Genomic DNA, 25492 nt, shown 5'->3' with positions numbered 1-25492 from the left:
ACAAATTCAGATCATTCTGCTCCATGGCTCAAACGGCTTAGGACCTTTATGATTGGCTATATCGCAAGCAATTTACCAACATGGAGGGATTCCATATGAAATTATCAAATCCAGAAGAGATTAATCGTCAATTATACCCGAGCGTGGATCAAGTACAGTATGTGAACCACTTGTCCAGCGTGAATGAGACTCATGCCGGTTTTTATCGGGAACAAGGCTATTTGGCTATTCAAACCGGGTTATCCGAAAAAACGGTAGAGGATGCGAAGATAGCTATAACGGATATGATGGAATCGCGAAGATTAATGTCACGGGAAGATTTTGAAGCATGGATGAGCAGCAAGCGGATCCAACCTATGGGCGAATCTATGCAACAGAACGGAGATTCGGAAGCGAAGAAAGTAAGAGTACCTGCGGTTCAGCTTACTCGGTCAGAAGATCAACATCCTTTGACTAAAGAGCAATTCGAGCTTGCCACAAGAAAAATTGCCGATTTCGTATATTACGATCAGCGCTTTTATGATATTGCCTTTGATCCAGCTATCCTGAGAACGGTGGAATTGATTCTTGGGGAACCAGGCAAGCTCGTCCAGGATATGGCATTATTGAAACCGCCTCAAGGAGGAGGAGAGAAGCCTTGGCATCAGGATATGGCTTATCGGGGACTAGACTTCGAGAAAGCCATTGTCGGGGTATGGATCGCGCTGGACGAGGCCGGCGTGGATAATGGCTGCATGCATATTATCCCGAGATCGCATATGCGCGGAGGTGTGCCGCATTATGCCGTCAGAGACTGGCAGATGTGTGATGAGAATGTTGATGTGAATAGAGCTTATGTAGCTCCATTGCAGCCTGGCGGCATGCTGTTCTTTCACGGCCTGCTTCATCACGGCACACCAAGCAACTTCACCAATAAGAGACGCCGTGCCTTGCAATTCCACTACGCCCCAGCTAGTGCCGAGTGGGTTACGCCAAAGGAATACAAGCGCATGTTCACGAATGAGATGAGCGGCGCCCAGTGCTGAAGCGGCTTGCATAATAAAAAGACTGCCGATTAAAACTCGGCAGCCGCACAGATCGCCTTATTGGGCGATCTGTTCTTTTATGACTTGGAGAATCTTCTTCTCCAATCGGGATACTTGTACCTGAGAGATGCCTAGGCGGTTGGCCACCTCGGACTGTGTCTGATCGCGGAAATATCTCAGATACACAATCAGCCGCTCCCTATCGTTCAATGTGTTAATCGCTTCGTTAAGCGCCAGCTTATCAAACCAACGCTCCTGACCTTCATCAGCAATCTGATCCATTAGTGTAATGGGATCTCCGTCATTCTCGAACACGGTCTCGTGAATCGATGTAGGCGGTTTATTCGCTTCCTGGGCGAATACTACTTCTTCAGACGTGATACCGAGATCTTCCGCCACTTCACTAATCGTCGGCAGTCGTCCAAGACGCCTCGACAGCTCATCCTTCTTCTTACGCACTTTATTAGCCAACTCCTTTAAGGAGCGGCTCACCTTTACGGTCCCATCATCACGAAGAAACCTCTGAATCTCTCCGATTATCATAGGCACGGCATAGGTGGAAAATTTGACGTCATAGGACAAATCGAATTTATCGACAGATTTCAAGAGACCGATACAACCGATTTGAAACAAGTCTTCCGGCTCATATCCTCTGTTCAAGAAGCGCTGCACAACCGACCAGACCAGGCGGATGTTGCAGTTCACAAGCGTTTCACGCGCTAATGAGTCGCCAGCTTGACTAAGAGCAATCAGCCTTTTGACTTCGTTATCGTCTAAATAACTGTGTGAGGCATGCTTCAGATCCACATCCATTGTCACCTACCCCTAGTTATACAGCGCTTTTTTGGATTCTATCCGCTTGACCATCGTAACCTTGGTGCCTTCTCCAGGCGCAGACATAACGGAAACTTCGTCCATGAAATTTTCCATAATGGTAAAGCCCATCCCGGAACGCTCCATCTCCGGCTTCGTGGTGAACAAAGGCTCTCTTGCCATCTCAACATCATCGATCCCGTTACCGGAATCTTCAATACTAATCTGTACTCTATCACCCTCAATAGTGGCCGATATGGTAATTACACCATCGGTTCTTTCGTCATAACCGTGGATGATAGAATTCGTCACAGCCTCTGATACGACCGTCTTGATATCCGTCAATTCCTCAAGTGTCGGATCAAGCTGAGAGACAAAGGCGGCTACCGCAACACGCGCGAAGGCTTCATTCTGTGAACGACTGGCAAACTGCAAGGTCATAAAATTAGGTCCACTCATGACACGACCTCCAGACTGGAAAGTGCAAGTCTCTCATTCTCCTGAAATGCTAAAATCTTGAAAAGGCCTGACAATTCGAATAACCGATAAACGGCAGAATTCACTTCGCAAACAACCATCTTACCGCCCTTGCCGGTGATCTGTTTATAACGGCCCAATATGACGCCAAGACCCGAGCTGTCCATAAAGGACAAATCCTTCAGGCTCAGTACGACGTGACGGGTATCACCCTTCAGAATCGCTTCTTCCATACGGGTACGAACAGTCTCCGCCGAATGATGATCCAATTCACCGCGCAAACGGACGATCAACGTTCTTCGGTAATGCTCCAATTCAATCTGCAGACTCACAGTTAGCCTCACTCCCTTCGTGTTGCTGTCTAATTTCTACGAAACGAATGCTAATTCCTGCAAGGCGACAAAACTAGAAGAAAACTGCTATTTCTTTCAATAAAACGATACAATTAGACATTTTTTGAGCTTTTATGGCGAATTGGTGCCCCACAAAGGAATCGAATACGCTTCAGCGCCTCACTTTCCTTTGTGGGTGTGGGGTATATATGTCGCAATAAACCTAAACCGTCACTCTATCGTAAACAAACGTGCGCCCGTCCGCTTCATCAGTGTCCACAGTCCGGCTTTTGACACATTTGAAGGTGCCTCAATCGCGAACTCCGCAATCTTCACATCACTCTTGAACACAACCAGCTTCCCTATCGGCTGCCCTGCGGTGATCGGTGCTTTGAGATTTGGCTCAAGCTGCAGTTCATGACGAATATCAGCGTTGGCTTCGCCTTTCTTGAGTAGTACCGAATATTGATGGGATGCAGTTAATGGGACTTGTGTAAGTATCCCTTTCTCCACCCTCAATGTACCGATTTCATCGCCCGCCTTGAAAATGGGGTGATTCGAATACTGTGAGAAGGCGTAATCGAAGAGCTTCGTTACTTCCGCATTACGTGTCTTCGTATTCGGTTCTCCCATCACGATTGCAACTACACGGAAATTATCCCGCTTGGCCGTTGCCGATAAACAAAATTTAGCTTCACTCGTGTACCCAGTCTTCAAACCGTCAGCACCCGGGTAAAATCGGACAAGCTTATTCGTATTCACTAACCAGAACGGCTTGGCTGTTTCTTTACGCAAGTAATCTTGATACATACCGGTAAATTTGGTGATTTCCTCGTGCTTCAGCAATTCCTTGGACATCATGGCAATATCATAAGCGGTCGTAAAATGATTATCTGCCGGCAATCCGTTGACGTTAACGAAATTCGTGTTGTTCATCCCTAGCTGTTTAGCTTTCGCATTCATCATCTGTACAAAAGCTTCCTCAGAACCGCTGATCTTCTCAGCCATTGCAACAGAAGCATCATTGCCGGATGCCATTGCTATGCCTTTCAACATTTCCTCAACCGTTAATTCCTCACCAGGTTCCAGGAAAATCTGTGAGCCGCCCATTGATGCTGCATACTCACTAGTGCGGACCTTCTCATCCATCTTGATCTTGCCTTGATCCAGCGCTTCCATAATAAGAACCAAAGTCATAATCTTCGTGATGCTGGCTGGCGGCTTTTTCTCATTCATGTTCTTCTCATAGAGAACCGTCCCGGTGTCCGCATCCATCAATACGGCAGAAGTAGCGTTTGGCGCTAGTTCAACAGCAGGAGCTACCTCCGCAACAGGCTTCACTGATTTCTCATCGGCCGCTAATACGGGCGAACATAAAGCAAATAACAATAGTAAGCTTAACAACCCCAGACAACTTCTTCTGAGCACCATTATACCCCTCCTAGATCAATAACTCCCAAATTTACCCCATTATGAGTATGGAAAACCTTCTACTAGTTTCGCCACAAATTCAGGAAATTAAACGATGGAAGCAAGTCTAATGCAAAGTTATGGAAGTGATACCCATTTACGAAAAATAAAAGCACGACTACTCCTGCCTGATGCTGGATTACGCAAAAGGAACGCTTGGAGTTGCCGTGCTTTTCCTGGTTAACAGATGGGATAATAAACTAGAATGTTAGAACTATTCTGCGTTGCGATCGAACAGGACGGGATGAATCGGACCTTCGGCCAAGTCGCCGCCCTTCAGTCCCGGGAACCAGCCATTCAGATCATTTCTGCGCGCATTACTATCGGGTTCAAGCAGAAATGTAGGGTCTGCGTAGAAGATGATTGTCATAACTTCCCTCATCTGCTCAGTAGGATTAGACGGAGCGCTGTGAAGCGTCCACCCTGCGTGAAAAGTAGCATCCCCTGCACTCATCCCGCCGTAATTAATCGTCTCTATCCCTGTCTGCTCAATATATGATTTCAATGTCTTGTGGGACTCGTCCGAGATGACTTGTTTGGTAATATGTCCTGATTTATGGGTTCCGGATGCAAATGTCATGGAACCTACTTCTTCCGGGATCGGGACAAGCGGCATCCACATGGTAATCGTATGACTCGTATCCAGCGGCCAGTAGATCTGATCCTGATGCCAAGGTGTATGACCGCCACCCGGTTCTTTGAACAGCGCTTGATCCGCATAGATTCGCACCCGATCCACTCCCATAAGGTCAGCAGCAATTTTGGCAAACCGACGTGCGAACACAAAACGTTGAACAGCTTCGCTCTTCACCCATACGTTGCCGATTTGAATAAATGCCTTCCCGTACGTATCCCGCTCTTCAATCGGCTTGGAATTTTTGTTTAATTGTCTTACGAGATCGTTGATAATAGGTCTGTACGCATTAACTTCATCATGACCCGCGACCTCGCGAAGCATAATGTGACCCTTCTCGTTGTAGGCCCTTATCTGATCCTGTGTCAATTCGTAAGATTGTTGTAAATCGGGAAGACTGTTAGTGTTAATGTCCATACTGAGAACCTTCTTTCTATGGGTTAATAGAACTTTTCCTGTTAGAGTACAGCTCTATTATACGATTCAGAAGCAAGCATGACATTGTTTATCCCGACTAGCTTTATTGTCAAAAACGACTGTTCAAATGCGTACTCTTCTGATAAATTAGGGGTATCGAATGATTATTGGAAAGGAGCACTCCTTAATGAGCGAAACCAGCATGACTCAAGCTTCACCCATACAAGTAAGAGATCGACCATGCTCAGCACATTCTGGTCAAGAACAATGACAACAACCTTAGAAGAGCTCATTAGCCGTCAACCCGTTGTTCCCTTCATTCGAACTAGCGAGTTCGCTGTACGTACCCCTTGGCATATGCCCATTCGACGTTTGCTGGATTATTTGTTGATCTACGTGCAGGAGGGAAATTGCCTGATCCATGTGGATGGGGTTGACTACACGTTCGAAAGCGGACAATTTTGCTTGATTCAGCCTAACAGTGTGCATACCCTTCAAGGGACGACCAATACAATTACTCCATTTGCTCATTTGGATTTTTTTTATAATCCGCTTAGAGAGCAGAGCTTCCCGACGGGTGCCGGTCAGTTGGATTTGACTGCTTATCAATCCCTCATGCAGCCCCGATTAAACGACCTGCATGGGATTCATGTGCCAGTACGATTTGTTCCGGAGCATCCCATTCAATTCCGTGATACCTTACTCCGGATGGTACAATGCTGGCAAAACCGCGAGGCAATCGAGCAAATAGAAGCACAAACTCTTGCCACGGAGCTTATATTGTCGATTCTGAAGAAGTACACGTCGGCTGAGCGGCAACCGACCTCTACAACGCCATCCTTGAATTGGATTACCGCCTTCCTCTCCTTCCATCTTTCTGAATCTTTGTCCGTCAAAGACATGGCCATGCGAGCTAACTTGTCGCCCTCGCGATTCAGTGCGGTGTTTCGCGAGACGTTCGGCATGCCTCCGCACCAGTATTTGCTCAAGCTTCGGCTGCAGCACAGTGAGGAGTTATTGCGCACGACCGAGCTCACTTTGCAGGACATTGCGGTTTATTGCGGATTCGCTGATGTCCATCATTTCTCCAAGGCATTCAAGCGCACACGAGGAATTTGGCCTGGAGCATTTCGCGAGTCGATAAGAGAGCTCAAATAAGACCCAGTAAGGATATCGAGCTAGTAGTCGTATCCCTACTGGGTCTGAATTTGCAGATCCGCACGAATTTCTTCGGCGGATCTATGCGAGCGGCGCGGCAAAGGAGGACGCCGGAACGAGTGCGGCCGTCCCGCGCAGGTCCCGCAGCGTCCGCGCGCCGATGCCGAACATCGCCACGCGCAGCTCGAACTCGGCTTGCGCGAGCGCCTGCTGGACGGCCTCTTCGCCGTCCACGGCTGCGGCTAGCAAGCCGCGTCCGAAGCCGGCGATGTCCGCGCCAAGCGCGATCGCCTTCGCGGCGTCGACGCCGCTCGCGAGTCCGCCGCTTGCGACAACGAGCGCGTCCGGCGCATGCCGGCGTACGTCACGGACACAGGCTGCCGTAGGCACGCCCCAGTCCGCGAAAGCGTCGGCAGCCTGACGGCGTATGACGTCCGCGGAGCGGTGCTTCTCGACCTCGCTCCATGAAGTGCCGCCTGCTCCCGCCACATCAATAAAGCTTACCCCAACATCCAGCAGCCGCCTTGCTGTCACTCCATCTATTCCCCAGCCTACCTCTTTTACCCCCACCGGTATCGCAAGCGTATGGCATACATGCTCAATCCGCTGAAGCAGGTGTCTGAAATTGGTGTTTCCTTCAGGTTGAAAAACTTCCTGCATAGCATTCAGATGCAACACAAGACCATCCGCCTCAAGCATGTCCACAGCGCGCTTGCATTCCTCCGCACCATATCCATAGTTCAACTGAACAGCACCCAAGTTAGCAAGGAGCGGAATCGTTGGAGCGACATCACGTATTCGAAACGTATCGACGAGCTCAGCTTTCTCTATTGCTGCCCTGACCGAGCCAACCCCCATGGACCAACCCAACTGCTGCGCTGCCTGGGCAAGATGTCTGTTTATGCGCTTCGCGGCCTCCGTCCCTCCGGTCATGGAACTAATGAGGAATGGGGTCGCTACTTTTTTGCCTAGAAACTCTGCAGATAGATCAATCTGGGCGAAATCCAGCTCCGGAAGAGCTTGATGCCTGAATCGATATTGCTCCAACCCTGATGTGATGCCTTTACCCGCAACAGATTGTTCCAAGCAAATGCGAATATGTTCTGTCTTTCTTTGTTCGGTACTCATAACCTTTCTTTCCTCCTGACCAGACTGACGATCACCTGCTGCTATTAAACTCTTCGTTCAACAGGCTTGGGAGACGTCCATAGGACCTGTTCGGTTTGATACCACCTCTCCCAATCTTCCTTAGTTCCATCGAGCACCCACCACTTCATTGATTGCTCGATGTGCAGGAACCCTTTTCCGCCGAGAACGAACTTAAGTTCTGGGAACTGTTCGCTTAGATCCTGGATGGCCTTGGACGTTTCTTTCAGCTGCTCTTTACTCGTTAGCGATAAGCAGATATAAGCGATCTCCATATCACCAACAATTTTACGCACTCCATCAATAGGGGTGTTGGCACCAAGATACACGACTTCAATCCCTTTTTTTCGCAAAAATAACACGAATAACAGCAAGCCCAACTGATGGTGCTCACCCTCCGGACAAAACGCTATCATCTTGGGCAATGACGGGATTGCGGGAAGTTGCCTGAAGTAATGAAAGAAACGCTGGTATACAAAATTGCTGACGAAATGCTCCTGGGCCACACTGACCCAACCGGATTGCCACTCATCTCCGACCCGATACATAATAGGCGCTAACACGCGATGAAATATCTCCTCGTAGGGATAAGCAGCAAAAGCCCGATCCAAGATGAAATGAGCACGTTCAATGCCGAAACTTACCAATTCATCATATAATTGCTCACATATCTCGTTATATGTAGCAAAGCTTTCAGCAAATACTTGAAAGTTTGTCTCCACTTCTTCTTTTCGCTTCTTCAACATTTGAGCAGCAAGACTAATCGTAAATCCTTTTTCGGATACTTGCTGTTTCAGCCAACGCAAATCCTCTATGTTCTGATCGGTATACAGCCGATGTCCGCCCTCTGTTCGTCCTGGCTCAATAACTCCGTATCGGTTCTCCCAGGCGCGTATCGTCACTGCAGGAATCCCCACTAGCTGAACTACCCGTTTCATATTGTACATAGAAGCTCACCTTTCTCTAACCGTTTCATACTTATACAAAGACTATACACTAATCCCTTATTTATAACAAAACGTTTATAATTCTTGTCGGTTGCTTTTAGTTAGGCGCGTGGGAGGGCAGCAAGGCGGGCTCCAATCGCTGTTGCATTTGAATTCTTTTGAACTGTTTTTGGTGGTGAGAATTCAAGTGCAAAGGCGACCGCTGACGCTTTTCCGCTCCACCTTCCTGCCCTCTTCTGTTCAACTTTGGATCATCGAGTTATGTTTTTTGTGCGCTCCGTGTTTTGCTGGGTACAACTTTGATTCGCATTCATGAGTAATGCTAAGCAGCGTTGCGTCAAGCTGTAGAGCGGATTTTCCGCTTTAGGACAAATAAACGGAGTCTGGCGGATTAATTCCGTTATTTCGTTTCAATGAGTGTTAGATTAAAAAGAAGTTAATACTTAGGCCTTACCACTAATGCGCCTCCTGTCATAGAAAGAGCACGACTTACCCTTTAACTGCAAAAGCTGCAGTTACTTTTTTGGGATTGAGGCATTGTAACAAAATAACTGCACTTCGTACCGTTATTTCTTGGATATCCGGCTCTCTTCGGTAAAACTGGGATAATTAGATGCAGGTTTTACAGTAATAAATCAAATTGCTGCCGTTCGAGAGAAATTAACTGCAGGTTTTGCAGTTACAATAAGAACAGCCTGACTGTTAGCCCGGCCAGGTCGTTGGCGGTTGAGTTCAGTTGGCGCGTGGGAGGGCAGAAAAGCATGCTCGAACCGCTGTTGGAATCGTATTCCTTGAAATAAATATGCGCTCACCTCCGGTTTTGCTAGGCGAACAACAAAATAAAAACACTCACATCCTTACCTGTGAGTGTTATCAAATCAATGAACTTAGTATCGTTCCACGCCAGCCTTCGTAACGATTGCATAAATGAGGGGCAACTGCTCCGGTTCCTGCTCCGTTATGGTATAAGCCTCGATAATATGCTGCCTCACCTCGTCCATTAGCTTGGCATCGGTACGATTGGTATGAAGCTCGACAAGGGAATCACCTGTCTCTACTCGATCTCCAACCTTACGCGCCAGAACAATTCCAGCAGCGAGGTCGATAGTGGCCTCCTTCGTCTCTCGTCCTGCTCCTAGCAGCATTGCCGCGATTCCGATGCGTTCAGCTTCTATCGCGGAGACATAGCCTGCGGATACCGATGGAATGGACACGATGGATTGGGCCATAGGTAATTGTGCGGGCTGATCGATGAAGGAAGGCGACCCGCCTTGCGCAGCGACGAACTCCTTGAACTTCTTGAGCGCATACCCTTTGCGGATCAACTCCCGCAGTATTTCCTCTGCTTCTGCTACATCCAGTGCCTTACCGCCAAGCACGAGCATGTGCGCGCCTAATGTCAGGCAGAGCTTCTCGAGATCCTTAGGTCCTTGGCCCTTCAACGTTTCAATTGCCAGCTTCACCTCGAGTGCGTTGCCGACCGCAATACCCAGCGGTTGCTCCATGCTGCTGATTACGGCAACCGTCTCACGCCCGACCTCCTCGCCAATCGCCACCATAGCTTCCGCCAGCTTGATAGAGTCGTCCAACGTCTTCATGAACGCTCCATTGCCTGTCTTCACGTCGAGCACGATGGCATCGGCTCCCGAAGCGATCTTCTTACTCATGATGGAGCTTGCGATGAGTGGGATGGAATTTACGGTTCCCGTCACGTCCCGCAGACCGTACAGCTTCTTGTCCGCCGGGGTTATGTTCCCCGACTGGCCCATCACGGCGATGCCGTGCCGGTTAACCTGCTCCACGAACTGCTCCTGCGTGAGCTCGACACGGAAGCCAGGGATCGACTCCAGCTTGTCGATCGTGCCGCCCGTGTGGCCGAGCCCACGGCCGGACATCTTCGCGACCGGTACACCGGCCGCGGCCACAAGAGGCGCCAGCACAAGCGTTGTCGTATCTCCGACACCACCTGTGCTGTGCTTATCGACCTTGACGCCGGCAATCGGGCTTAGGTCGACTTGATCGCCCGAGGCGGCCATCTCCAAAGTCAGGTCGGCGGTCTCGCGCGCCGACATGCCTTTGAAAAACACAGCCATTGCCCATGCGGACAGCTGGTAATCGGGAATAGACCCAGCACTGTAGCCTTGAATCAAAAAGGCAATCTCCTCGCGGCTAAGCTCGCCTCCGTCCCGTTTCTTCTGAATCAAATCTACCGTTCTCATGAAGCTTCGACCTCCGATCCTTTACGTGTATGGATATAGATGATACAAACGACGGCTACGATTAGCGGAACGGCTATGTAAGACATCGAAAATGGCGCAACAGCGAGACAGAAACACGCAGCAAGCATGGAGGACCAGCGCCCGATCCGATCATGCCACAGCAGCTTCACACAAGCGAAAGAGGCGATCACATATACAGCGATACCGAGCGTAGTCGGAACCAGAATAAGGCGATCCGTGCTTATACTCCACCAATAGGTAGCGACTAATGTGAGTGTGTTCGTCGCGAACAGAAAGACCGCACTTCGATAAGGAACACCGCGAGCATCCAACCCTCCGAACCAAGCGGGAAATCTTCTTTGCTTGGCAAGCGCATAACCTAAACGAGACGAGCTGGCCAAGTAAACGTTCAGTGTTCCCAGACATACAATACATGCTACTATGGCGGTTGCCATACTGGCGCTGAAGCCGACTGCGCGTCCCATCAATTCGGCCAACGGAGCAGCTGTAGCCTGGTCCCCATATAGACCTGTACCCACCGTTACGATAGATAACAGGGTGTAAGTCGCACCAATAATGAATACACTTGACCAGGTACTGCGCATGACATCCCTCTCCGGATTACGGAACTCTGGAACAAGGTGTGTAATGCTCTCCCAACCGAAGAAAGCCCAGAAAATCAATACACAAGCCTGTCCGATTCCGCTAATACCATGGGGCATAAAATTCGAGAACTGAGCGCGTTCAACATCCGGCAAAGATAAAGCGATCGTAACCAGAAGCAGAATCAGCACGGCTCCGCTTAATCCAAGGGATAGTCTGGCGCTTGCCCTCATGCCAAGCAAATTAGTGATTAGCGCGGCTACTAGAAAACCAAATGCGAATAAATACTCCCACACAGCAGGCAGGTGGAACGCTGCCACCATATAAGCAGCCCCCGTTAATCCCACAACCGCTTGTCCCGTAGAAACCCAGACGAAGAAGAACCATCCAACCAAAGCGCCCCATGTTGCGCCGAATGCTTGCTCAACTATTTTGGCAACGCCGCCGAAATCCCGGTACTTGAGTGCAAGCCTAGCGAACGTATAGGCAAGCGGGATACTGATCAAAGACATAGCGATCCACGACAGGATAGATGCAGGACCCGCAATTTGTGCCGTATATCCTGGTAAAATAAGAATTCCAGAGCCCAGAACAGCTCCCATGTACAGCGCAACACCTTGCATATAAGTAATGGAGCGTTGCCCTTCCATCTTTATTCAGAACCCCCGCTCCTTGCTACAGTCGAATTCCTTTGGACTCGAACACTTCTCTTGCTGTGCCAACTGCATTCATTACCTTCGGAAACCCGATATACGGAATACAATGAAGCATAATCTCAATGATTTCTTTTGGTGTGAGCCCTACATTCAGAGCAGAACCAATATGTACCTCCAGCTCCTTGTCACAGCCGCCCTGCGTGATCAGTGTTGTTAAGGTGACGATCATCCGCTGCTTCAAATCAAGTCCATCTCTGGCGTAAATGTCGCCGTAGGCGAATGAAATGATCAGATCACACAAATCCGGGCTGAACTGCCTGAGCCGAGCAATGGTCTGCTCCCCCTTATCGCCTGTAATTTGTTTCAAATAAGACCAACCTGACTCCCAACGGGCATCTAGACTTCCTTGGTCGTTCGACTCCATATGTATTTCCTTTATTCCACTTCTCGGACGAAAGCTTTGACCAAAGCAATAAACTTCGGTTTTGTCCGATTCGCCACATCAACCACTTGCTCATGCGTAAGAGGCTCCAGTTCTTCACCGATCGCCATATCTGTAATACAGGATATTCCTAAGACGCTCATCCCCGCATGTCTAGCAGCAATAACCTCGCCTACAGTAGACATGCCGACTGCATCTCCGCCCATTACAACAAGCATTTTGAGCTCGGCAGGCGTCATATAAGCAGGCCCGCTGATTCCGCAATAAACCCCATCTTGAAGCTCTAAGGCATCACCGTCATCCCCCCGGATCTGACTTGATAAGCGATGTGCAAGCTCGCGGAACTTACGGCTGTATGCTTCGGACATGTCCGGGAATCGGACTCCGAGCTTCGGATCATTCCGGCCGATTAATGGATGGTCGCCAGTCAAGTTGATATGATCACAAATCAGCATCAGATCACCCGGTCGAAAAGCTCTATTCATACCCCCGGCCGCATTGGTCATCACTACGGTCCGTACACCAAGCTGCTTCATGACATAGATCGGAAATACGACTTTTTGCATGGAATAGCCTTCGTAGTAGTGAAAACGGCCTTGCATGACGATGACCGTTTTGCCCTCAAGCTTGCCAATGACGAATTGTCCAGCATGACCTTCGACAGTCGATACCGGAAAATGTGGAATGTTCGAATAGGGAATGGCAATAGCTTCCTCAACCTCATGCGCAAGATCTCCCAGTCCTGAGCCTAGAACCATACCGATAACGGGTGTTTGTTGACCTATTTGTCCTTGAATATATGTAACGGCTTCCTCGATTTGTTGATATTGGTTATGTTCCATTTCTAATCCTCCTGCATTAATGATAGAAATCACAGAATAATGTTAAGACCAGTTGCTTAGATCTTCTTAATAATCCGCTGAACCAAGTTCAAAAAAGTACCTTTGACCCGCTCTGCAGTCTCCATCACTTCGTCGTGGGACAGCGGCTGCTCGAGTATCCCCGCCGCCATATTGGTAATGCAGGATATCCCAATAACCTCTAAGCCCGCGTGTCTAGCTGCTACAACCTCTGGCACGGTAGACATGCCCACCGCATCAGCGCCCAGTGTACGCAGCATCCTGATCTCTGCCGGCGTCTCATAACTAGGGCCTGTCATTGCAGCGTATACGCCTTCTTGCAGCTTGAGTCCTTGCTCTTGTGCCGCTTCATGCGCGATCTGGCGAAGTCGGTCACTGTATGCCTGTGACATATCTGGGAACCGTACACCAAAAGAATGATCATTCGGTCCCATCAAAGGATTGCGATACATCAGATTGATATGATCGGAGAGCAGCATAAGGTCACCGGATTGATACGACGTATTCACACCGCCAGCAGCATTGGTAACGAGCAAGGTCTGAACCCCCAATGCCTTCATCACACGGATCGGAAAAGCTACTGTCTGAGCGTCGTACCCTTCATAGAGGTGAAAACGTCCCTTCATCATAATCGCTTTGCGGCCCTCAATCGTCCCCACTAGCAGCTCTCCTGCATGTCCTTCTACAGTAGACACTGGAAAATGCGGAATTTCACTATAATGGATAACTGTAACGTCTTCCATGGCGTTTGCCAGCACACCAAGACCGGAACCCAGGATGAGCCCGATCTCGGGTTGATACGGAATTTCTTCTTCAATAAACTGACGAGCCCTTTCAATCTGCTCTATGACATTCATGGGCAACATCCCCAGCCTTTCTTTTCTATTATGGATTCATTTCAATTGTGACAAAAAGCTCGTACCGTTCGGAGGCATTGGAATACCGAAATTATCAGCGATCGTAGCTCCCAAATCAGCAAAGGTCGATCTCACACCAAGTGAACCCCCTTGCTTCAGGCTCGGACTCCAAGCGAGAAGCGGGACGTATTCCCGAGTATGGTCTGTACCCGGATGAGTAGGGTCATTCCCATGATCCGCTGTCAACAGGAGCAGATCTTCATGCCCGATGTTAGCCATGAGCCGCGGCAGCTCGCGGTCGAATGCTTGCAAAGCTTGTCCATATCCTTCTGTATCTCTGCGGTGCCCATATAGGGAGTCGAAGTCAACCAGATTGGTGAAGGATAATCCATGGAACGGCTTGCCCATCACCTCGATCGTCTCTTCCATTCCGTGTTCATTGCTTTTCGTATGGATAGCGGTCGTAACCCCTTCACCTGAGTAGATATCGTTGATTTTACCAATAGCTATGCAATCAAGTCCCGCGTCCTTAAGACTATTCATTACTGTTGGGGCTGGAGGCGTGACGGCATAATCATGGCGGTTCGGAGTTCGTTTGAATGCTCCCGGCTTGCCTATGTATGGTCTGGCGATGATGCGGCCTACGGCATGTTCACCTACGGTTAACTCACGGGCAATTGTACAGGCTGCATAGAGCTCGTCCAGCGGGATTACTTCTTCGTGCGCTGCAATTTGCATTACACTATCCGCTGAGGTATAGACGATCCAGGCCCCAGTCTTCATCTGTTCTTCACCCAGCTCATCCAGAATCTCTGTGCCAGAAGCTGGTTTGTTGCCTATTACGGCTCGTCCTGTCTTCTCTACGAATGCTTGCAGAAGATCGGGAGGGAATCCGTCCGGGTAGGTCTGGAAAGGAATTGTCACTTTGAGTCCCATGAGCTCCCAATGACCGGTCATCGTATCTTTGCCTACGGACACTTCCGCCATCTTCCCGTAGCAGGCTTGTGGCTCCTGTACAGGTGGAATTCCTTGCAGCGAAGCAATATTGCCAAGACCAAGTTTCTGCATATTCGGCAAAGCAAAGCCTTGTACCCGCTCTGCAATATGTCCCAAAGTATGAGAACCTGCATCCCCGAATTGGTCTGCATCTGGAAGCTCACCAATCCCCACGCTATCCAATACGACCAAACATATACGTTTATAGGTCATCAGGAATACCCTCCTGCTGTTGTTTTTAGAGTATTATCTCACGCCGTCCAGCGCTTTGCAAAACATGCACAAATTTACCATATCATCCACATGTCTGTAGAAAAAAAGAAGCCACACCTCCTCGGCATGACTCCCTACACTCCACTTCTCTTAGCCCGCGGGTGAGCCTGGTCATAAATATCTTTCATCCTTAATTTGGTAACCGCAGCATACATTTGTGTGGTCGATATATCGGCGTGTCCCAGCATTTCCTGCACGGCTCTTATATCGGCCCCGTTCGAAAGCATATGAGAAGCGAACGAATGGCGCAAAGTATGCGGCGTCACTTCCTGACGGCCTCCTGCTTCTTTGACAGCCTTTTTCATTATTTTCCAGAAGCCCTGACGTGTTAATCTTGTTCCCAAATGATTCAAGAACAGCGCCGGCTCCTCGTTCTCTGAGCGGAGCAGCTGAGGCCGCATAGTACCTATATATACGTCCAGCGACTGAATGGCTATACCTCCCAGAGGAATAATCCGTTCCTTCAGCCCTTTACCTGGACAACGTACAAACCCTAGCTCAAGATTAATATCGGCTACATCCAGTGAAATAAGCTCAGACACGCGAATGCCGGTTGCATATAACAGCTCCAGCATCGCCTTATCCCGTGAGCCGCTTGGTTCTGAGGAATCCGGTGATTGCAGCAAAGCCTCAATCTCTTCCATCGTCATAATCGTTGGCGTTCGTTTAACGGGCTTAGGTGTTTCTAACTGCAGCGTCGGATCGCTGCTGATACTCCGCACACGAAGCAAATATTGATAAAACGCCCTTAATGAAACCATAATACGTGAAACTGTAGCTATGGCCTTACCTTGCTGACGCAGGGATTGCATATATTGATGCACATGTATTTTATTCGTATCTTCGATGGAGCTTGTTTCTGAACGCAGGAGAAAGTCGATATATTGCAGCAAATCTCGTTCATACGATTCCACGGTGTTCTTGGCAAGATTTTTCTCGACGGATAAATATTGAATGAACGCGTGCAGATGTTGTTTCATCGAGGGATTGGTCCTTCCTTACCTAATATTGAACATCCCTCATTCATTCCACACTTCAAGCAGGAATTCCTGCTTGCTATTCTCCGTACCAATAGAACAGGAACAGGCGGTCTGCTAACGAAGTCGATTGCTCTCCATAGCTGTTCTGGTTTTGGAACACCTTGACTGCTTTGCCTGTTGGCTCCTTATAACGCTCTGCTGGCTCAACCCACCCCGATACGATCTGAAACAAATAATAGACCGCCAAAGTCAGCACAAAAAACATGATCGTGAATTTCAATCTCATCAGCCATCTTCTTATGGATACTATCACGTTTCATCATGCCTCCTTGTCCCTCTTTCAGCAGTCTAGGCTAAGATTATGATCATCATGATTGGAATATGACAAGCTTTTAGCCGGTAGTGTCCAATGCGACAAAAGGCAAACCTACTGCATCTGCAACAGCAGGATGCGTCACAGAACCGGCATGGGTGTTCACTCCCAATCGCAGAGAAGCATTGTCCCGGACCGCTCTCTCATACCCTTTGTTGGCCAGCTCAAGAACGTAACTGATCGTTACATTCGTCAACGCAAACGTAGATGTCCGCGGTACCGCTCCAGGCATATTGGCTACCGCATAGTGAATGACACCATGCTTCTCATAAGTAGGATTGCTGTGAGTTGTAACGCGATCAACGGTCTCAATCGATCCTCCTTGATCTACCGCAACGTCAACGATAACGGCCCCTTTTTTCATCTGGCTGACCATCGCTTCCGTTACCAGCTTCGGCGCCCGCGCACCGGGTATGAGTACGGCACCGATCAATAGATCCGCTTTTTGCACCGCGTTTGCGATATTGTGCGGGTTGGACATCAGTGTTTTGACGCGCCCCCCGAATATATCATCTATCGCTCTCATCCGATCTGCGCTCCGTTCAACAATAACAACGTCTGCTCCGAGTCCTAACGCCATTTTGGCTGCATTGGTCCCTACAATGCCGCCGCCGAGAATGACGACGATCCCTGGAGGTACTCCAGGTACACCGCCCAGCAGAATACCTCGTCCCCCGTACAATTTCTCCAGAAATTGCGCACCTATCTGAACAGACATTCTTCCTGCTACTTCACTCATAGGAGTGAGCAGCGGAAGGCTGCCATTGGGTGCTTGTATCGTTTCATAGGCAATCCCCGTCACCTTGCTCTTAATAAGCGCATGAGTCAAATCAAGCTCAGCAGCGAGGTGGAGATAGGTGAACAGCAGCTGCCCTTCCCGAAAATACCCGTATTCACTCGGTAACGGCTCCTTCACCTTCACAATCATATCTGCGCGTTCCCACACCTGGGCGGCCGTCTCCGCAATAACAGCTCCTGCGAGGCTGTATTCCTCGTCGGTAAAGCCGCTTCCCGCTCCTGCAGAGCGCTCCACTATAATCTCATGCCCGCTTAATTGCAGCATATGCACGCCTGCAGGTGTAAGGGCTACACGATTCTCGTTGTTCTTGATCTCTTTAGGTACGCCGACTACACAGCGATTTAAGCTGGTCATAGGCTTCCACCCTCCTCGCGTTTATCTCTAGACATGATATGCTTTGATATAAATTATGCATGGTGTCCATCAATCGCTCCTCGCCCATTAGGTTCCCTTCCGTGAAGGAAAATATACTAATTATCCTGTTTCAGGGCTCGTCATCCGATGCTTGTATCTAAACTAAAAAAGCCCCTGTTTATAAATAAACGGGACTTTCCATTCTCATGCGGTATGAATCATTCCTATTATCCCTGCTCGCCTGCCGACTCTTTGGCTTCCTTCTCATTACAGCGGTGACAAATCCCTTGGAAATCCAGTCTGTGGTCGTGCACCTTGAAATTGTACTCCACAGCTAATCTTTCTTCCAGAGGGGTAAGCCAATCTTCCATTATCTCATCGACTGCTCCGCATTTCACGCAGATCAAGTGATGGTGATGGTGATAAGCATTGTCGCTTCGAAGGTCATATCTAGCAACCCCGTCTCCGAAGTTCATCTTTTCCACAACGTGAAGCTCGCTTAACAATTCCAACGTACGGTATACCGTCGCGAGCCCAATTTCCGGAGCCTTGTCCTTAACGAGCATGAACACATCTTCCGCGCTGAGATGATCCTCTTCGTTCTCAAGCAGGACGCGAACGGTCGCTTCGCGTTGGGGTGTCAGCTTATAGCCATGCGATTGCAGCTGCTGCTTGATCTTGTCGATTCGTGCTTCCATACCCTTCCCCCTTAGAGCATTGTCGCCTTTTCCGCGCATGTAACCATTATAGGGGGATTTATATTATTCCGCAATAGCACTGAGCATAGGCGTTACCCATTGCATCAAGATCGGGGATAAATAAGCTTCAAATAAAGAGACGCCGAACATCAGTGCAATCATGGTGAGAGTAACCGACGAAAAGCGGATAAATGGCGGATACAACGTCCCTTTTTTTTGCAGAAATCGATTCTTGATCAAATACAGGGAAAAAGAGATCGCCGAGACACTGCATATCATAATGGCCGGAATAATAATCAGATTCTGCGGTGCAACAGAGACCAGGGAGAACAACATGCCTTTCCAGGACATCTCTCCAACAAGAACTCCGACAGAGAAGCCGACTAACACTCCTTTTAGGAAATCAAGCAGAAAAATAAAAGGCAGACCCACAACGGACAACCCAAGCATCCAGATCAACAGCACCCACTTCAAATGCATAAAAAAAGCAAGCTTAAATGAAGTTTTACCGCCAAGCTCTGTACCTTGATCGACCATTTGAACGAAACTGCTCAGATGACGGCCTAGCTCCAGTCTCTGATCAGTCGACAACGCGTTTACCATAAGTGCGCCGAATACAACGCCCATAACCAACAAGACGGAAACAAAAACGTATAGGGATAAATGTTCCTTCAGATCAGAGCGCATCCGGTTGTTCCAGCTCATGTGCAGTTCCCCCTTAAATCTCAGCTACTCCTTGTCCAACTCTGTTCATGTATATGAAACTAGCGGGAAACTATGACTGTTATATGGAACACTAGATTGGCTTTACTTGATCTGTACTCACTTTTCCGTATCGTCCTCCTCCACCTGCATCGATCGTTAAATGTCCATGCCGTGCTTGCAGAATCCATTGAGCAATCTCAAGGCCGACTGCGTCAGCCAGCTCGATCTCCGGAACCTGATGCAAAATATTCATCTCCGTGCCAAATCGATCTAACAGAAGCTCAAGCTTGCGTTTCCCGAGTCCTGGAATAAAGGGCAGAGGGATTTGATAACGATAGGGCGGCCGGGATGGATTGATCTGGGGTGCTGCTCGGTCTGCAAGATCAAGGATTCGATCGAATACACCGCGTACGAATTTCACATGCCCGCAATAGGGACAACGCTCTCCCAGCTGATGCCGCTCTGGCAGTACCGTCTCACAAGAGGCACAGTAGGTTCGATGATATTTGCCGAGATGCGGATTGAGTCCATAATTGGCTATAATTCCGCGTCCTTTTTGTCCGGCCAGCGCTAATGTAAGCTCCTCGAACGTGGGTTGCTCCATACGCATCTCATTGTATTCACGCCCGATCTTGGACAGGGAATGGGCATCTGAATTCGTGACAAACGGGATATTGTCGAGCTCTGATATATAACTGGCCATCTCGGTATCCGAGCTGAGACCAAGCTCCACACCTGCTATATGGGTCATGTTGAGCATTTCTGCCATATGGCGGACGGCGCTTCCGTAGACGCTTTTGTACGGGGTGAAAATATGGGCTGGAATCAGAATGCCGCCGCGGTCTATTACTTCCTGTTGAAGTTCTCGGGCTGTCACATACAAGCGTTGGGAGCTAAGATTTACATTTTTCATAGATCTGCTAAGCCATGGCGTAAATTGTTGCATCGCACTCAAGGTTGGCAAGTAAACCAATAAGTGAGCGGCCCCGCAGCCTGGGTCTTTGACTTCGATTTCACTCCCAAGCAGCACCGTCGTCTGACGATAACGGATTCCTCCCCCCTCAAGCTCCTCCATTTCGCCTTTGTGCAGATAGTCCATTATTTCTTGCTGCACCAATGGAGATTGGCAATCAATGATACCAACTACGTCTATCCCTTTACGGTCTGCAGCTTCCCTTGCAATGTTGAAGAAGGTCAGATCCTTGCTGCCGCTGATCTTAACGGGATTGCCTTTTTCTGTGCGTCCGATGTGGATATGGAGATCTACTCTATAGCGGTTACCATTTGAATTATTAAGTGCATGATCAGACATGTCAGATTCGTCCTGTTAACTTGTAGATTTCCCAGGCATAAACAGCTGTAACGGTTTTGGCATCACGAATACGTCCGTCTGTAATGAATTGTTTCGCTTCTTCGAGGGTAATGGATTGTATATCCAGAAATTCGTCCTCGTCCGGACGCAGTTCACCTGGAGTGAGTTGCTCGGCAAGGAATACATGCACAATTTCATCAGCAAATCCGGGAGAGGTATAAAAGGAACAGACGGGTCGCAAAGATGCGGCGCTAAAGCCCGTTTCCTCCTCTAATTCACGGCGAGCGGCCTCAATCGGTACCTCTCCTGCATCCAGTTTACCTGCAGGAATTTCTACGAGACTTCTCTCGAGCGGTTTGCGGAACTGTTCAACAACGATCATACGATCTTCGTGAAGCGCAATGACGGCCACAGCCCCAGGGTGTTTAACGATTTCTCGGGTTGCCGTTTTTCCGTCAGGCAGCTCTACCGTATCCAGCTGCAGCGATATTATTCGGCCTTTGAATATCGGTTCAGACTTTATCGTGACTTCTTCAAATTTGTTATTCAAGGTTATCATCTCCGAAAATTAGTGTGGAATTATTACAAAGCATAACTTGTCCTGCACACGCATACGATGTCATTATATCAGACTTTGCAAGTAATCGAGGAGGAACTGAGGATGAAATCGATTTTGTCAGATGGACAGCTTCGTGTCGTAGGCAAAGGATGGGAAGTTCAACAGTATTTGCGCAAGCTGACCCAGGAGCTGGATGGCGGCGATGTTAGTCTCGCGTCCATGGTATCCAATCTCACGGGTTATATGGATCGTGGTGGACTGCAAGGCGGATTGAAGCGCAGCGCAAGCCGTATTAAGTAAGATGGCGGGACATGATGGAGTGCATAGGGGCAAGTCTAAGGTGCTGGTGAATCGTTCTGTCGAATTAGTAAACGGGAGTACTCCGCCGCAGCGCACACGCCAGCCCAAAATATGGGATCTTCTTGAAATGTCCTGTTCATGGTTGTTAGGGGTATGGCGTATGCTGCCATACGTTCGGATATCGTAGCACAATTTATTCCATCCATATAAATGAATGTATGTTTGTGCGCCAAATCGTTCTCTGCGATTTGGCTTTCTATGTGTTTCCGTGCGGACGGCGGTATGTTCGCCGGGATCGGCACGGTGACCGGCACGAGGCATAAGTCGCTGAGTGCCGTCAGGGTGTGGTCGCTCAGTCCGCGATGCCGCTCGCGCGCGTCTGCGAAGCTGATACGTGGCATGAGGACCGGCCGGCCGCCGAGCAGATGCGCGGCGTGCACGAGCTCTGCCGTCTCGGTGGCCGTATGGCCGAGACGGGTGCCTGTGCCGACGATGCCAGGGCCCATCGTCGCGATTGTGATGTCTGCCCGGTGCACGTGCCGGGCAGCAAGCAGCGCCGTGAACTTGTTCACGGCTTCGAGGCTGCCGCCGTAGGCGTGGCCGTAGGTGACCGTGCCGGAGAGCCAGCCGCAGGCTGTCAGCTCGGCGGCATGCCGGCTGTAGGCGAGCGGCAGCGCGCCGCCGTCGGTCATGACGTAGGCGAGACGGAGCCGATCGCTGCTGGTGTGCGGCGCTCCTGAGCCGACGCCCATGGTGGATGACGCCGATCTCTCCCTCTCGGCCATCAACCACGCAGCTGCAATCGGCAGCATGCTATGCAGCTCGCCGATCAGCACCGGCATGCCGTCCAGCCTCGGCCGGCCGCAAAACAGCTCGTGGTGCGGACTAGCCGCCTCTTCCACGGCAAGAACCGCAACCTGCTGCGGCGTGTAGCGCAGCTTCATAATGTGCCCGCTCGCCTGTTCAGCGATCCCCTCTTTGTTGCTGCATGCCGCCTCTTCGCTGCGCTTCACCACATGATGCGCAAAGTGAACTCCCCCGCTCCCAAGACCTAGCTGGACAGCAGTTGTATTCAACACGACCCGGTCCCCTGGCTTGACCGACGGCATAAGTTCTGTATATAGGATAGCCCGATCGGATGCCTGCATTGCTCGACTACTTTCTGGACCTTTGACGGTTTTTTGCTCTTCACCATTAATAAGTATAACCTCAAGCTCCTGCACCCCGCCCCTGCAGCTCAACACTCTGCTCACGACTGCATCCGACCAGTATATCAACTCAAGCACATCCCCTTTCCCCACTTGGAGCTCTCTTCCTAAAGTACAGGAATCTTCCTTCAATTATGTCCACAGAACTCGATCTAAATTATTCCAAAAAACATTACCAAGAACATCCGTTCTGGTATAATCAAAATAAGAATATATGTTCGTTTTTTCTGCGCTTTTTCTATAAAATAAAGAAAGGAAGAATCGAATGGAAGAACCAAAAGAACGATTGACTCGGGATGCACAACCATCGCTTCCGCACGATGAAGCATTCAAGAAGCTTCTGCAATCCTTTTTTGCGGAATTTATCGAGCTGTTTTTTCCGGAACTGGATCGGCTTCTGGACCACTCTCATACAAGGTTTCTCATGCAAGAATTACTAGTTGACATCGTTGGGGGTGAATCGCGAAATTTGGATTTGCTGCTTGAGACCCGCTACAAAGCATTGGATGCGTATGTTCTTGTGCATTTTGAACCGCAGTCTTACCGGGAGACTGATTTCCATGAGAGGATGTTTATCTACTTCAGCCGTCTCTTTGAGCGGCATCGGAAGGAACACAAACTGATTATTCCGATTGCTATTTTTACAGCAGATAATACAAGGGATGAACGGGATACACTGACGATGGTCATTCCGGAGCATAACATCTTACAGATATCAGCCGAGAAAGCCCATTCCTTCAGGCATGGGATGAATCAGCTTAGGACAAGGGCTGTCCACCGGGCAGTTTAATTGTCCTACATCTCTATATTTTCTGTTATTTTAATGACTTTCTATACGAACATTTGTTTGGTATAATGAATATATTCAAACAAATGTTCGAAAGGAGGTGGAAACGTGCAAACCGTAACGGTTCAAGTTCGTATTTTTCCAACCCATCCAGACTTATTGCGGGAACTTGGAAAACAATATGTGGAAACGGTCAATCAGTTAACAGAGCAAGCAAAACTACTGGGGGCTTTTCCAAAGCTAACATCAAAAGATATACAAGCCAGTCTTCCATCAGCGGTAAAGAATCAAGTCATTCGAGATGCGCGAAGCATTCATAACAAATCGAAAACGAAAGAAAAACATCCGATATTAAAACGGAGAGTCTACTATGTAAATAATCAAAATTATTCGATTGGTGACAACACCGTTTCGTTTCCGGTTATGATGGATGGGAAAACGAAGCGGCTCTCCATCTCATCTCGTATAACAGAACGAGAGAAAAATAGGCTATCTAGCGGAAAACGGGGACTTCTCAAATTGGTTGAAAAGTCGGGCAGATGGTATGTTCAAATTGCAATTGAAGTACCCACCGAACAAATGGTTGGCGATGTGACGATGGGTGTTGATCTTGGCTTGAAAGTACCAGCCGTTGTTGTCACATCAACAGGCAAAACAAAGTTTGTTGGCAACGGGAGACAGAACAAATATGTCCGTCGTAAGTACAACCAGCGTCGAAGGAAGATGGGCAAACTTAAGAAGCTATCCGCCATCCGAAAGCAAGCAAACAAGGAACAGCGCTATATGAAAGACCAAAACCACAAAATCAGCCGACAGATCGTGAACATGGCGATTGAAGAACAAGTAGCGGTCATCAAGATCGAGAAATTAACGAACATTCGCCAAACGACAAGAACAAGTCGTAAAAACGCTAAAAACCTGCATAACTGGTCGTTCTATCAATTGCAAATATTTATTGCGTACAAAGCTGCATTGGCGGGTATCCAAGTTGTTGAAGTGAATCCTGCCTACACTTCACAAGCATGCCCGACGTGCGGTAAACGCAACAAAGCAATGGACCGAACGTATCAATGTCCAGCATGCGGCTTCCACGCACACCGCGACAGGGTTGGAGCAATCAATATCATGCATCAACCTGAGATAGACGGTAACAGTCTGTCAGCCTAAGATGCTAGATGCACTGTCTTAGGACGGGCTGATGGCACAGCCCTGTGTCAAAACGAAGTTTTGACATTGAACTTGGGCGTTGTCCAAAACAGAAATGGACTGCGGACGCTAACGATCAAGAATCCCACGGCTTTAGCCGTGTGGAGTGTCAAATTTTCAATTTCTCAAGGTTGAATTGCGTCATAACAATTGGAGAAGCTTTATCGAGTCTGAGAACCCCGTGGCTGCTGCACTCTTAGCAAAAATGGGGTATAATCAGAAGGAGAAGCTAGATGTTCGGAAAACCTATCTGCGCATGTTGCTGCGGCTTAGAAGCAAACTGGACGATGCGCAAATGTCTTTGGTAATGTCTGTTGCAGACTTATACTTTGATCCCAACCATGAGGAAGATAAAGCGATCCTGCAGGAACTTAGTGAACAATTTCAGGAGGAGGGTGAATCGATTATGGAACTGATGCCAGCATGGAAACGATGGGGCTATGAAGAGGGCGTAGAAGAAGGCTTGGAGAAGGGCAAGGAAGAAATTATTCGCAAGTTTCTGGACAAAGGCTTCTCTCCTGAAGAAGTTGCCCAAACGGTTGATATGCCATTGGACGAGATCCGGAAACTGGTTAAGTAATAGTTTTTGAAAACGGAGACGTAAAGCGGATTTTCCGCTTTAGAGCAATGCTAAGCAACCTTTCGCGAGCTGTAGAGCGTATTTTCCGTATTTTCCGCTTTAGAGCAATTTGCGGACCTGTTGAAATAACGGATAATTCCCGTTATGTATATTCAATAAGTGTTAGATACCCACAAAAAAGGGAGCCCCCAGGCTCAATGTCATTAAGTTAAGGCGCATGGCCAAAAATCAAGAACAAGAGCTGGTTATCGAAAGATAGCCGGCTCTTTTTTTGCACGAAAAAGAGAAATAGGACTTGACAAGCAG

At 48.8% G+C, this 25492-nt stretch carries 27 protein-coding genes; 6 read left to right on the top strand and 21 right to left on the bottom strand.

The annotated features are described in order from the left end of the window. Positions 1 to 95: 95 nt before the first annotated feature. Positions 96 to 1025, top strand: coding sequence for a phytanoyl-CoA dioxygenase family protein (locus tag AC58QD_RS03625; RefSeq protein ID WP_497330138.1), 930 nt, complete (start codon positions 96 to 98; stop codon positions 1023 to 1025). A gap of 57 nt (positions 1026 to 1082) precedes the next feature. Here AC58QD_RS03625 and sigF read toward each other — a convergent pair whose 3' ends face one another. The 5 genes from sigF to AC58QD_RS03600 form a co-directional block, all read right to left on the bottom strand. Then, positions 1083 to 1838 carry an RNA polymerase sporulation sigma factor SigF gene (gene sigF / locus AC58QD_RS03620; protein ID WP_497330136.1) on the bottom strand — a complete coding sequence of 252 codons (756 nt, stop codon included), beginning with the start codon at positions 1836 to 1838 and terminating at the stop codon, positions 1083 to 1085. Between the two features lie 12 nt (positions 1839 to 1850). Beyond that, the gene (gene spoIIAB / locus AC58QD_RS03615; RefSeq protein WP_497330134.1) at positions 1851 to 2297 is read right to left on the bottom strand and encodes an anti-sigma F factor; all 447 of its coding nucleotides are present in this window, start codon (positions 2295 to 2297) and stop codon (positions 1851 to 1853) included. Beyond that, positions 2294 to 2647: an anti-sigma F factor antagonist gene (spoIIAA, locus tag AC58QD_RS03610; RefSeq protein ID WP_497330132.1), complete on the bottom strand. Its 354-nt coding sequence runs from the start codon at positions 2645 to 2647 to the stop codon at positions 2294 to 2296. The genes spoIIAB and spoIIAA overlap by 4 nt, the downstream gene beginning before the upstream one ends. A 231-nt stretch (positions 2648 to 2878) precedes the next feature. Further along, positions 2879 to 4078: a D-alanyl-D-alanine carboxypeptidase family protein gene (locus tag AC58QD_RS03605; RefSeq protein WP_497330130.1), complete on the bottom strand. Its 1200-nt coding sequence runs from the start codon at positions 4076 to 4078 to the stop codon at positions 2879 to 2881. 253 nt (positions 4079 to 4331) lie between these two features. Beyond that, complete coding sequence (locus AC58QD_RS03600) at positions 4332 to 5168, bottom strand: phytanoyl-CoA dioxygenase family protein (RefSeq protein ID WP_497330128.1); 837 nt, start codon at positions 5166 to 5168, stop codon at positions 4332 to 4334. Positions 5169 to 5408: 240 nt separating this feature from the next. Here AC58QD_RS03600 and AC58QD_RS03595 point away from each other — a divergent pair, with 240 nt between their 5' ends. After that, a complete protein-coding gene (locus AC58QD_RS03595) occupies positions 5409 to 6326 on the top strand; it encodes a helix-turn-helix domain-containing protein (protein WP_497330126.1) in 918 nt (305 codons plus the stop codon). 81 nt (positions 6327 to 6407) lie between these two features. Here AC58QD_RS03595 and fni read toward each other — a convergent pair whose 3' ends face one another. The 15 genes from fni to AC58QD_RS03520 form a co-directional block, all read right to left on the bottom strand. Further along, positions 6408 to 7454 carry a type 2 isopentenyl-diphosphate Delta-isomerase gene (gene fni, locus AC58QD_RS03590; protein WP_497330124.1) on the bottom strand — a complete coding sequence of 349 codons (1047 nt, stop codon included), beginning with the start codon at positions 7452 to 7454 and terminating at the stop codon, positions 6408 to 6410. A 44-nt stretch (positions 7455 to 7498) separates the two neighbouring features. Next, positions 7499 to 8419: a MerR family transcriptional regulator gene (locus AC58QD_RS03585; protein WP_497330122.1), complete on the bottom strand. Its 921-nt coding sequence runs from the start codon at positions 8417 to 8419 to the stop codon at positions 7499 to 7501. Positions 8420 to 9306: 887 nt separating this feature from the next. Continuing rightward, positions 9307 to 10638: a pyrimidine-nucleoside phosphorylase gene (locus tag AC58QD_RS03580; protein WP_497330120.1), complete on the bottom strand. Its 1332-nt coding sequence runs from the start codon at positions 10636 to 10638 to the stop codon at positions 9307 to 9309. Further along, positions 10635 to 11891 carry an APC family permease gene (locus AC58QD_RS03575; RefSeq protein ID WP_497330118.1) on the bottom strand — a complete coding sequence of 419 codons (1257 nt, stop codon included), beginning with the start codon at positions 11889 to 11891 and terminating at the stop codon, positions 10635 to 10637. Before AC58QD_RS03575 ends, AC58QD_RS03580 begins: the two co-directional genes overlap by 4 nt. Positions 11892 to 11916: 25 nt before the next feature. Continuing rightward, positions 11917 to 12321, bottom strand: a complete 405-nt coding sequence (locus AC58QD_RS03570) for a carboxymuconolactone decarboxylase family protein (RefSeq protein WP_497330116.1) — start codon at positions 12319 to 12321, stop codon at positions 11917 to 11919. 11 nt (positions 12322 to 12332) lie between these two features. Further along, the gene (locus tag AC58QD_RS03565; protein WP_497330114.1) at positions 12333 to 13181 is read right to left on the bottom strand and encodes a purine-nucleoside phosphorylase; all 849 of its coding nucleotides are present in this window, start codon (positions 13179 to 13181) and stop codon (positions 12333 to 12335) included. A gap of 56 nt (positions 13182 to 13237) precedes the next feature. Then, positions 13238 to 14065, bottom strand: a complete 828-nt coding sequence (locus AC58QD_RS03560; RefSeq protein WP_497330112.1) for a purine-nucleoside phosphorylase — start codon at positions 14063 to 14065, stop codon at positions 13238 to 13240. 27 nt (positions 14066 to 14092) lie between these two features. Further along, entirely contained in the window at positions 14093 to 15265 is a 1173-nt protein-coding gene (gene deoB, locus AC58QD_RS03555) for a phosphopentomutase (protein WP_497330110.1), read from the bottom strand. A gap of 134 nt (positions 15266 to 15399) precedes the next feature. Further along, positions 15400 to 16305 carry a site-specific tyrosine recombinase XerD gene (gene xerD / locus AC58QD_RS03550; protein ID WP_497330108.1) on the bottom strand — a complete coding sequence of 302 codons (906 nt, stop codon included), beginning with the start codon at positions 16303 to 16305 and terminating at the stop codon, positions 15400 to 15402. A gap of 76 nt (positions 16306 to 16381) precedes the next feature. Further along, positions 16382 to 16618, bottom strand: a complete 237-nt coding sequence (locus AC58QD_RS03545) for a DUF4227 family protein (protein ID WP_497330106.1) — start codon at positions 16616 to 16618, stop codon at positions 16382 to 16384. Between the two features lie 79 nt (positions 16619 to 16697). Continuing rightward, positions 16698 to 17831, bottom strand: coding sequence for an alanine dehydrogenase (gene ald / locus AC58QD_RS03540; RefSeq protein ID WP_497330104.1), 1134 nt, complete (start codon positions 17829 to 17831; stop codon positions 16698 to 16700). 227 nt (positions 17832 to 18058) lie between these two features. Next, complete coding sequence (fur, locus tag AC58QD_RS03535; RefSeq protein ID WP_497330102.1) at positions 18059 to 18529, bottom strand: ferric iron uptake transcriptional regulator; 471 nt, start codon at positions 18527 to 18529, stop codon at positions 18059 to 18061. Between the two features lie 63 nt (positions 18530 to 18592). Beyond that, on the bottom strand, positions 18593 to 19234 hold the full coding sequence (gene spoIIM, locus AC58QD_RS03530; RefSeq protein WP_497330100.1) for a stage II sporulation protein M: 642 nt from the start codon (positions 19232 to 19234) through the stop codon (positions 18593 to 18595). 91 nt (positions 19235 to 19325) lie between these two features. Further along, complete coding sequence (locus AC58QD_RS03525) at positions 19326 to 20546, bottom strand: endonuclease Q family protein (RefSeq protein ID WP_497330098.1); 1221 nt, start codon at positions 20544 to 20546, stop codon at positions 19326 to 19328. A gap of 1 nt (position 20547) precedes the next feature. Further along, positions 20548 to 21105, bottom strand: coding sequence for an NUDIX domain-containing protein (locus AC58QD_RS03520; RefSeq protein WP_497330096.1), 558 nt, complete (start codon positions 21103 to 21105; stop codon positions 20548 to 20550). A gap of 102 nt (positions 21106 to 21207) precedes the next feature. Here AC58QD_RS03520 and AC58QD_RS03515 point away from each other — a divergent pair, with 102 nt between their 5' ends. Next, positions 21208 to 21405, top strand: a complete 198-nt coding sequence (locus AC58QD_RS03515) for a hypothetical protein (RefSeq protein WP_497330094.1) — start codon at positions 21208 to 21210, stop codon at positions 21403 to 21405. A gap of 35 nt (positions 21406 to 21440) precedes the next feature. On the opposite strand, the gene AC58QD_RS03510 is transcribed toward AC58QD_RS03515, so the two are convergent. After that, entirely contained in the window at positions 21441 to 22628 is a 1188-nt protein-coding gene (locus AC58QD_RS03510; RefSeq protein WP_497330092.1) for a DUF3866 family protein, read from the bottom strand. A 250-nt stretch (positions 22629 to 22878) separates the two neighbouring features. On the opposite strand from AC58QD_RS03510, the gene AC58QD_RS03505 reads away from it, so the two are divergent. The 3 genes from AC58QD_RS03505 to AC58QD_RS03495 all read left to right on the top strand — a co-directional run bounded on the left by AC58QD_RS03505 (position 22879) and on the right by AC58QD_RS03495 (position 25186). After that, on the top strand, positions 22879 to 23403 hold the full coding sequence (locus tag AC58QD_RS03505) for an Rpn family recombination-promoting nuclease/putative transposase (protein ID WP_497330090.1): 525 nt from the start codon (positions 22879 to 22881) through the stop codon (positions 23401 to 23403). A 105-nt stretch (positions 23404 to 23508) separates the two neighbouring features. Continuing rightward, on the top strand, positions 23509 to 24567 hold the full coding sequence (locus AC58QD_RS03500) for an RNA-guided endonuclease TnpB family protein (RefSeq protein ID WP_497330088.1): 1059 nt from the start codon (positions 23509 to 23511) through the stop codon (positions 24565 to 24567). A 145-nt stretch (positions 24568 to 24712) separates the two neighbouring features. Beyond that, positions 24713 to 25186 (top strand): hypothetical protein, encoded by a 474-nt coding sequence (locus AC58QD_RS03495; protein WP_497330086.1) that lies wholly within the window; start codon positions 24713 to 24715, stop codon positions 25184 to 25186. The last annotated feature ends 306 nt before the right edge of the window (positions 25187 to 25492 follow it).

It is taken from the genome of Paenibacillus sp. J2R1T-4, assembly GCF_059692235.1.
This window is presented reverse-complemented; position numbering and strand designations above follow the sequence as displayed.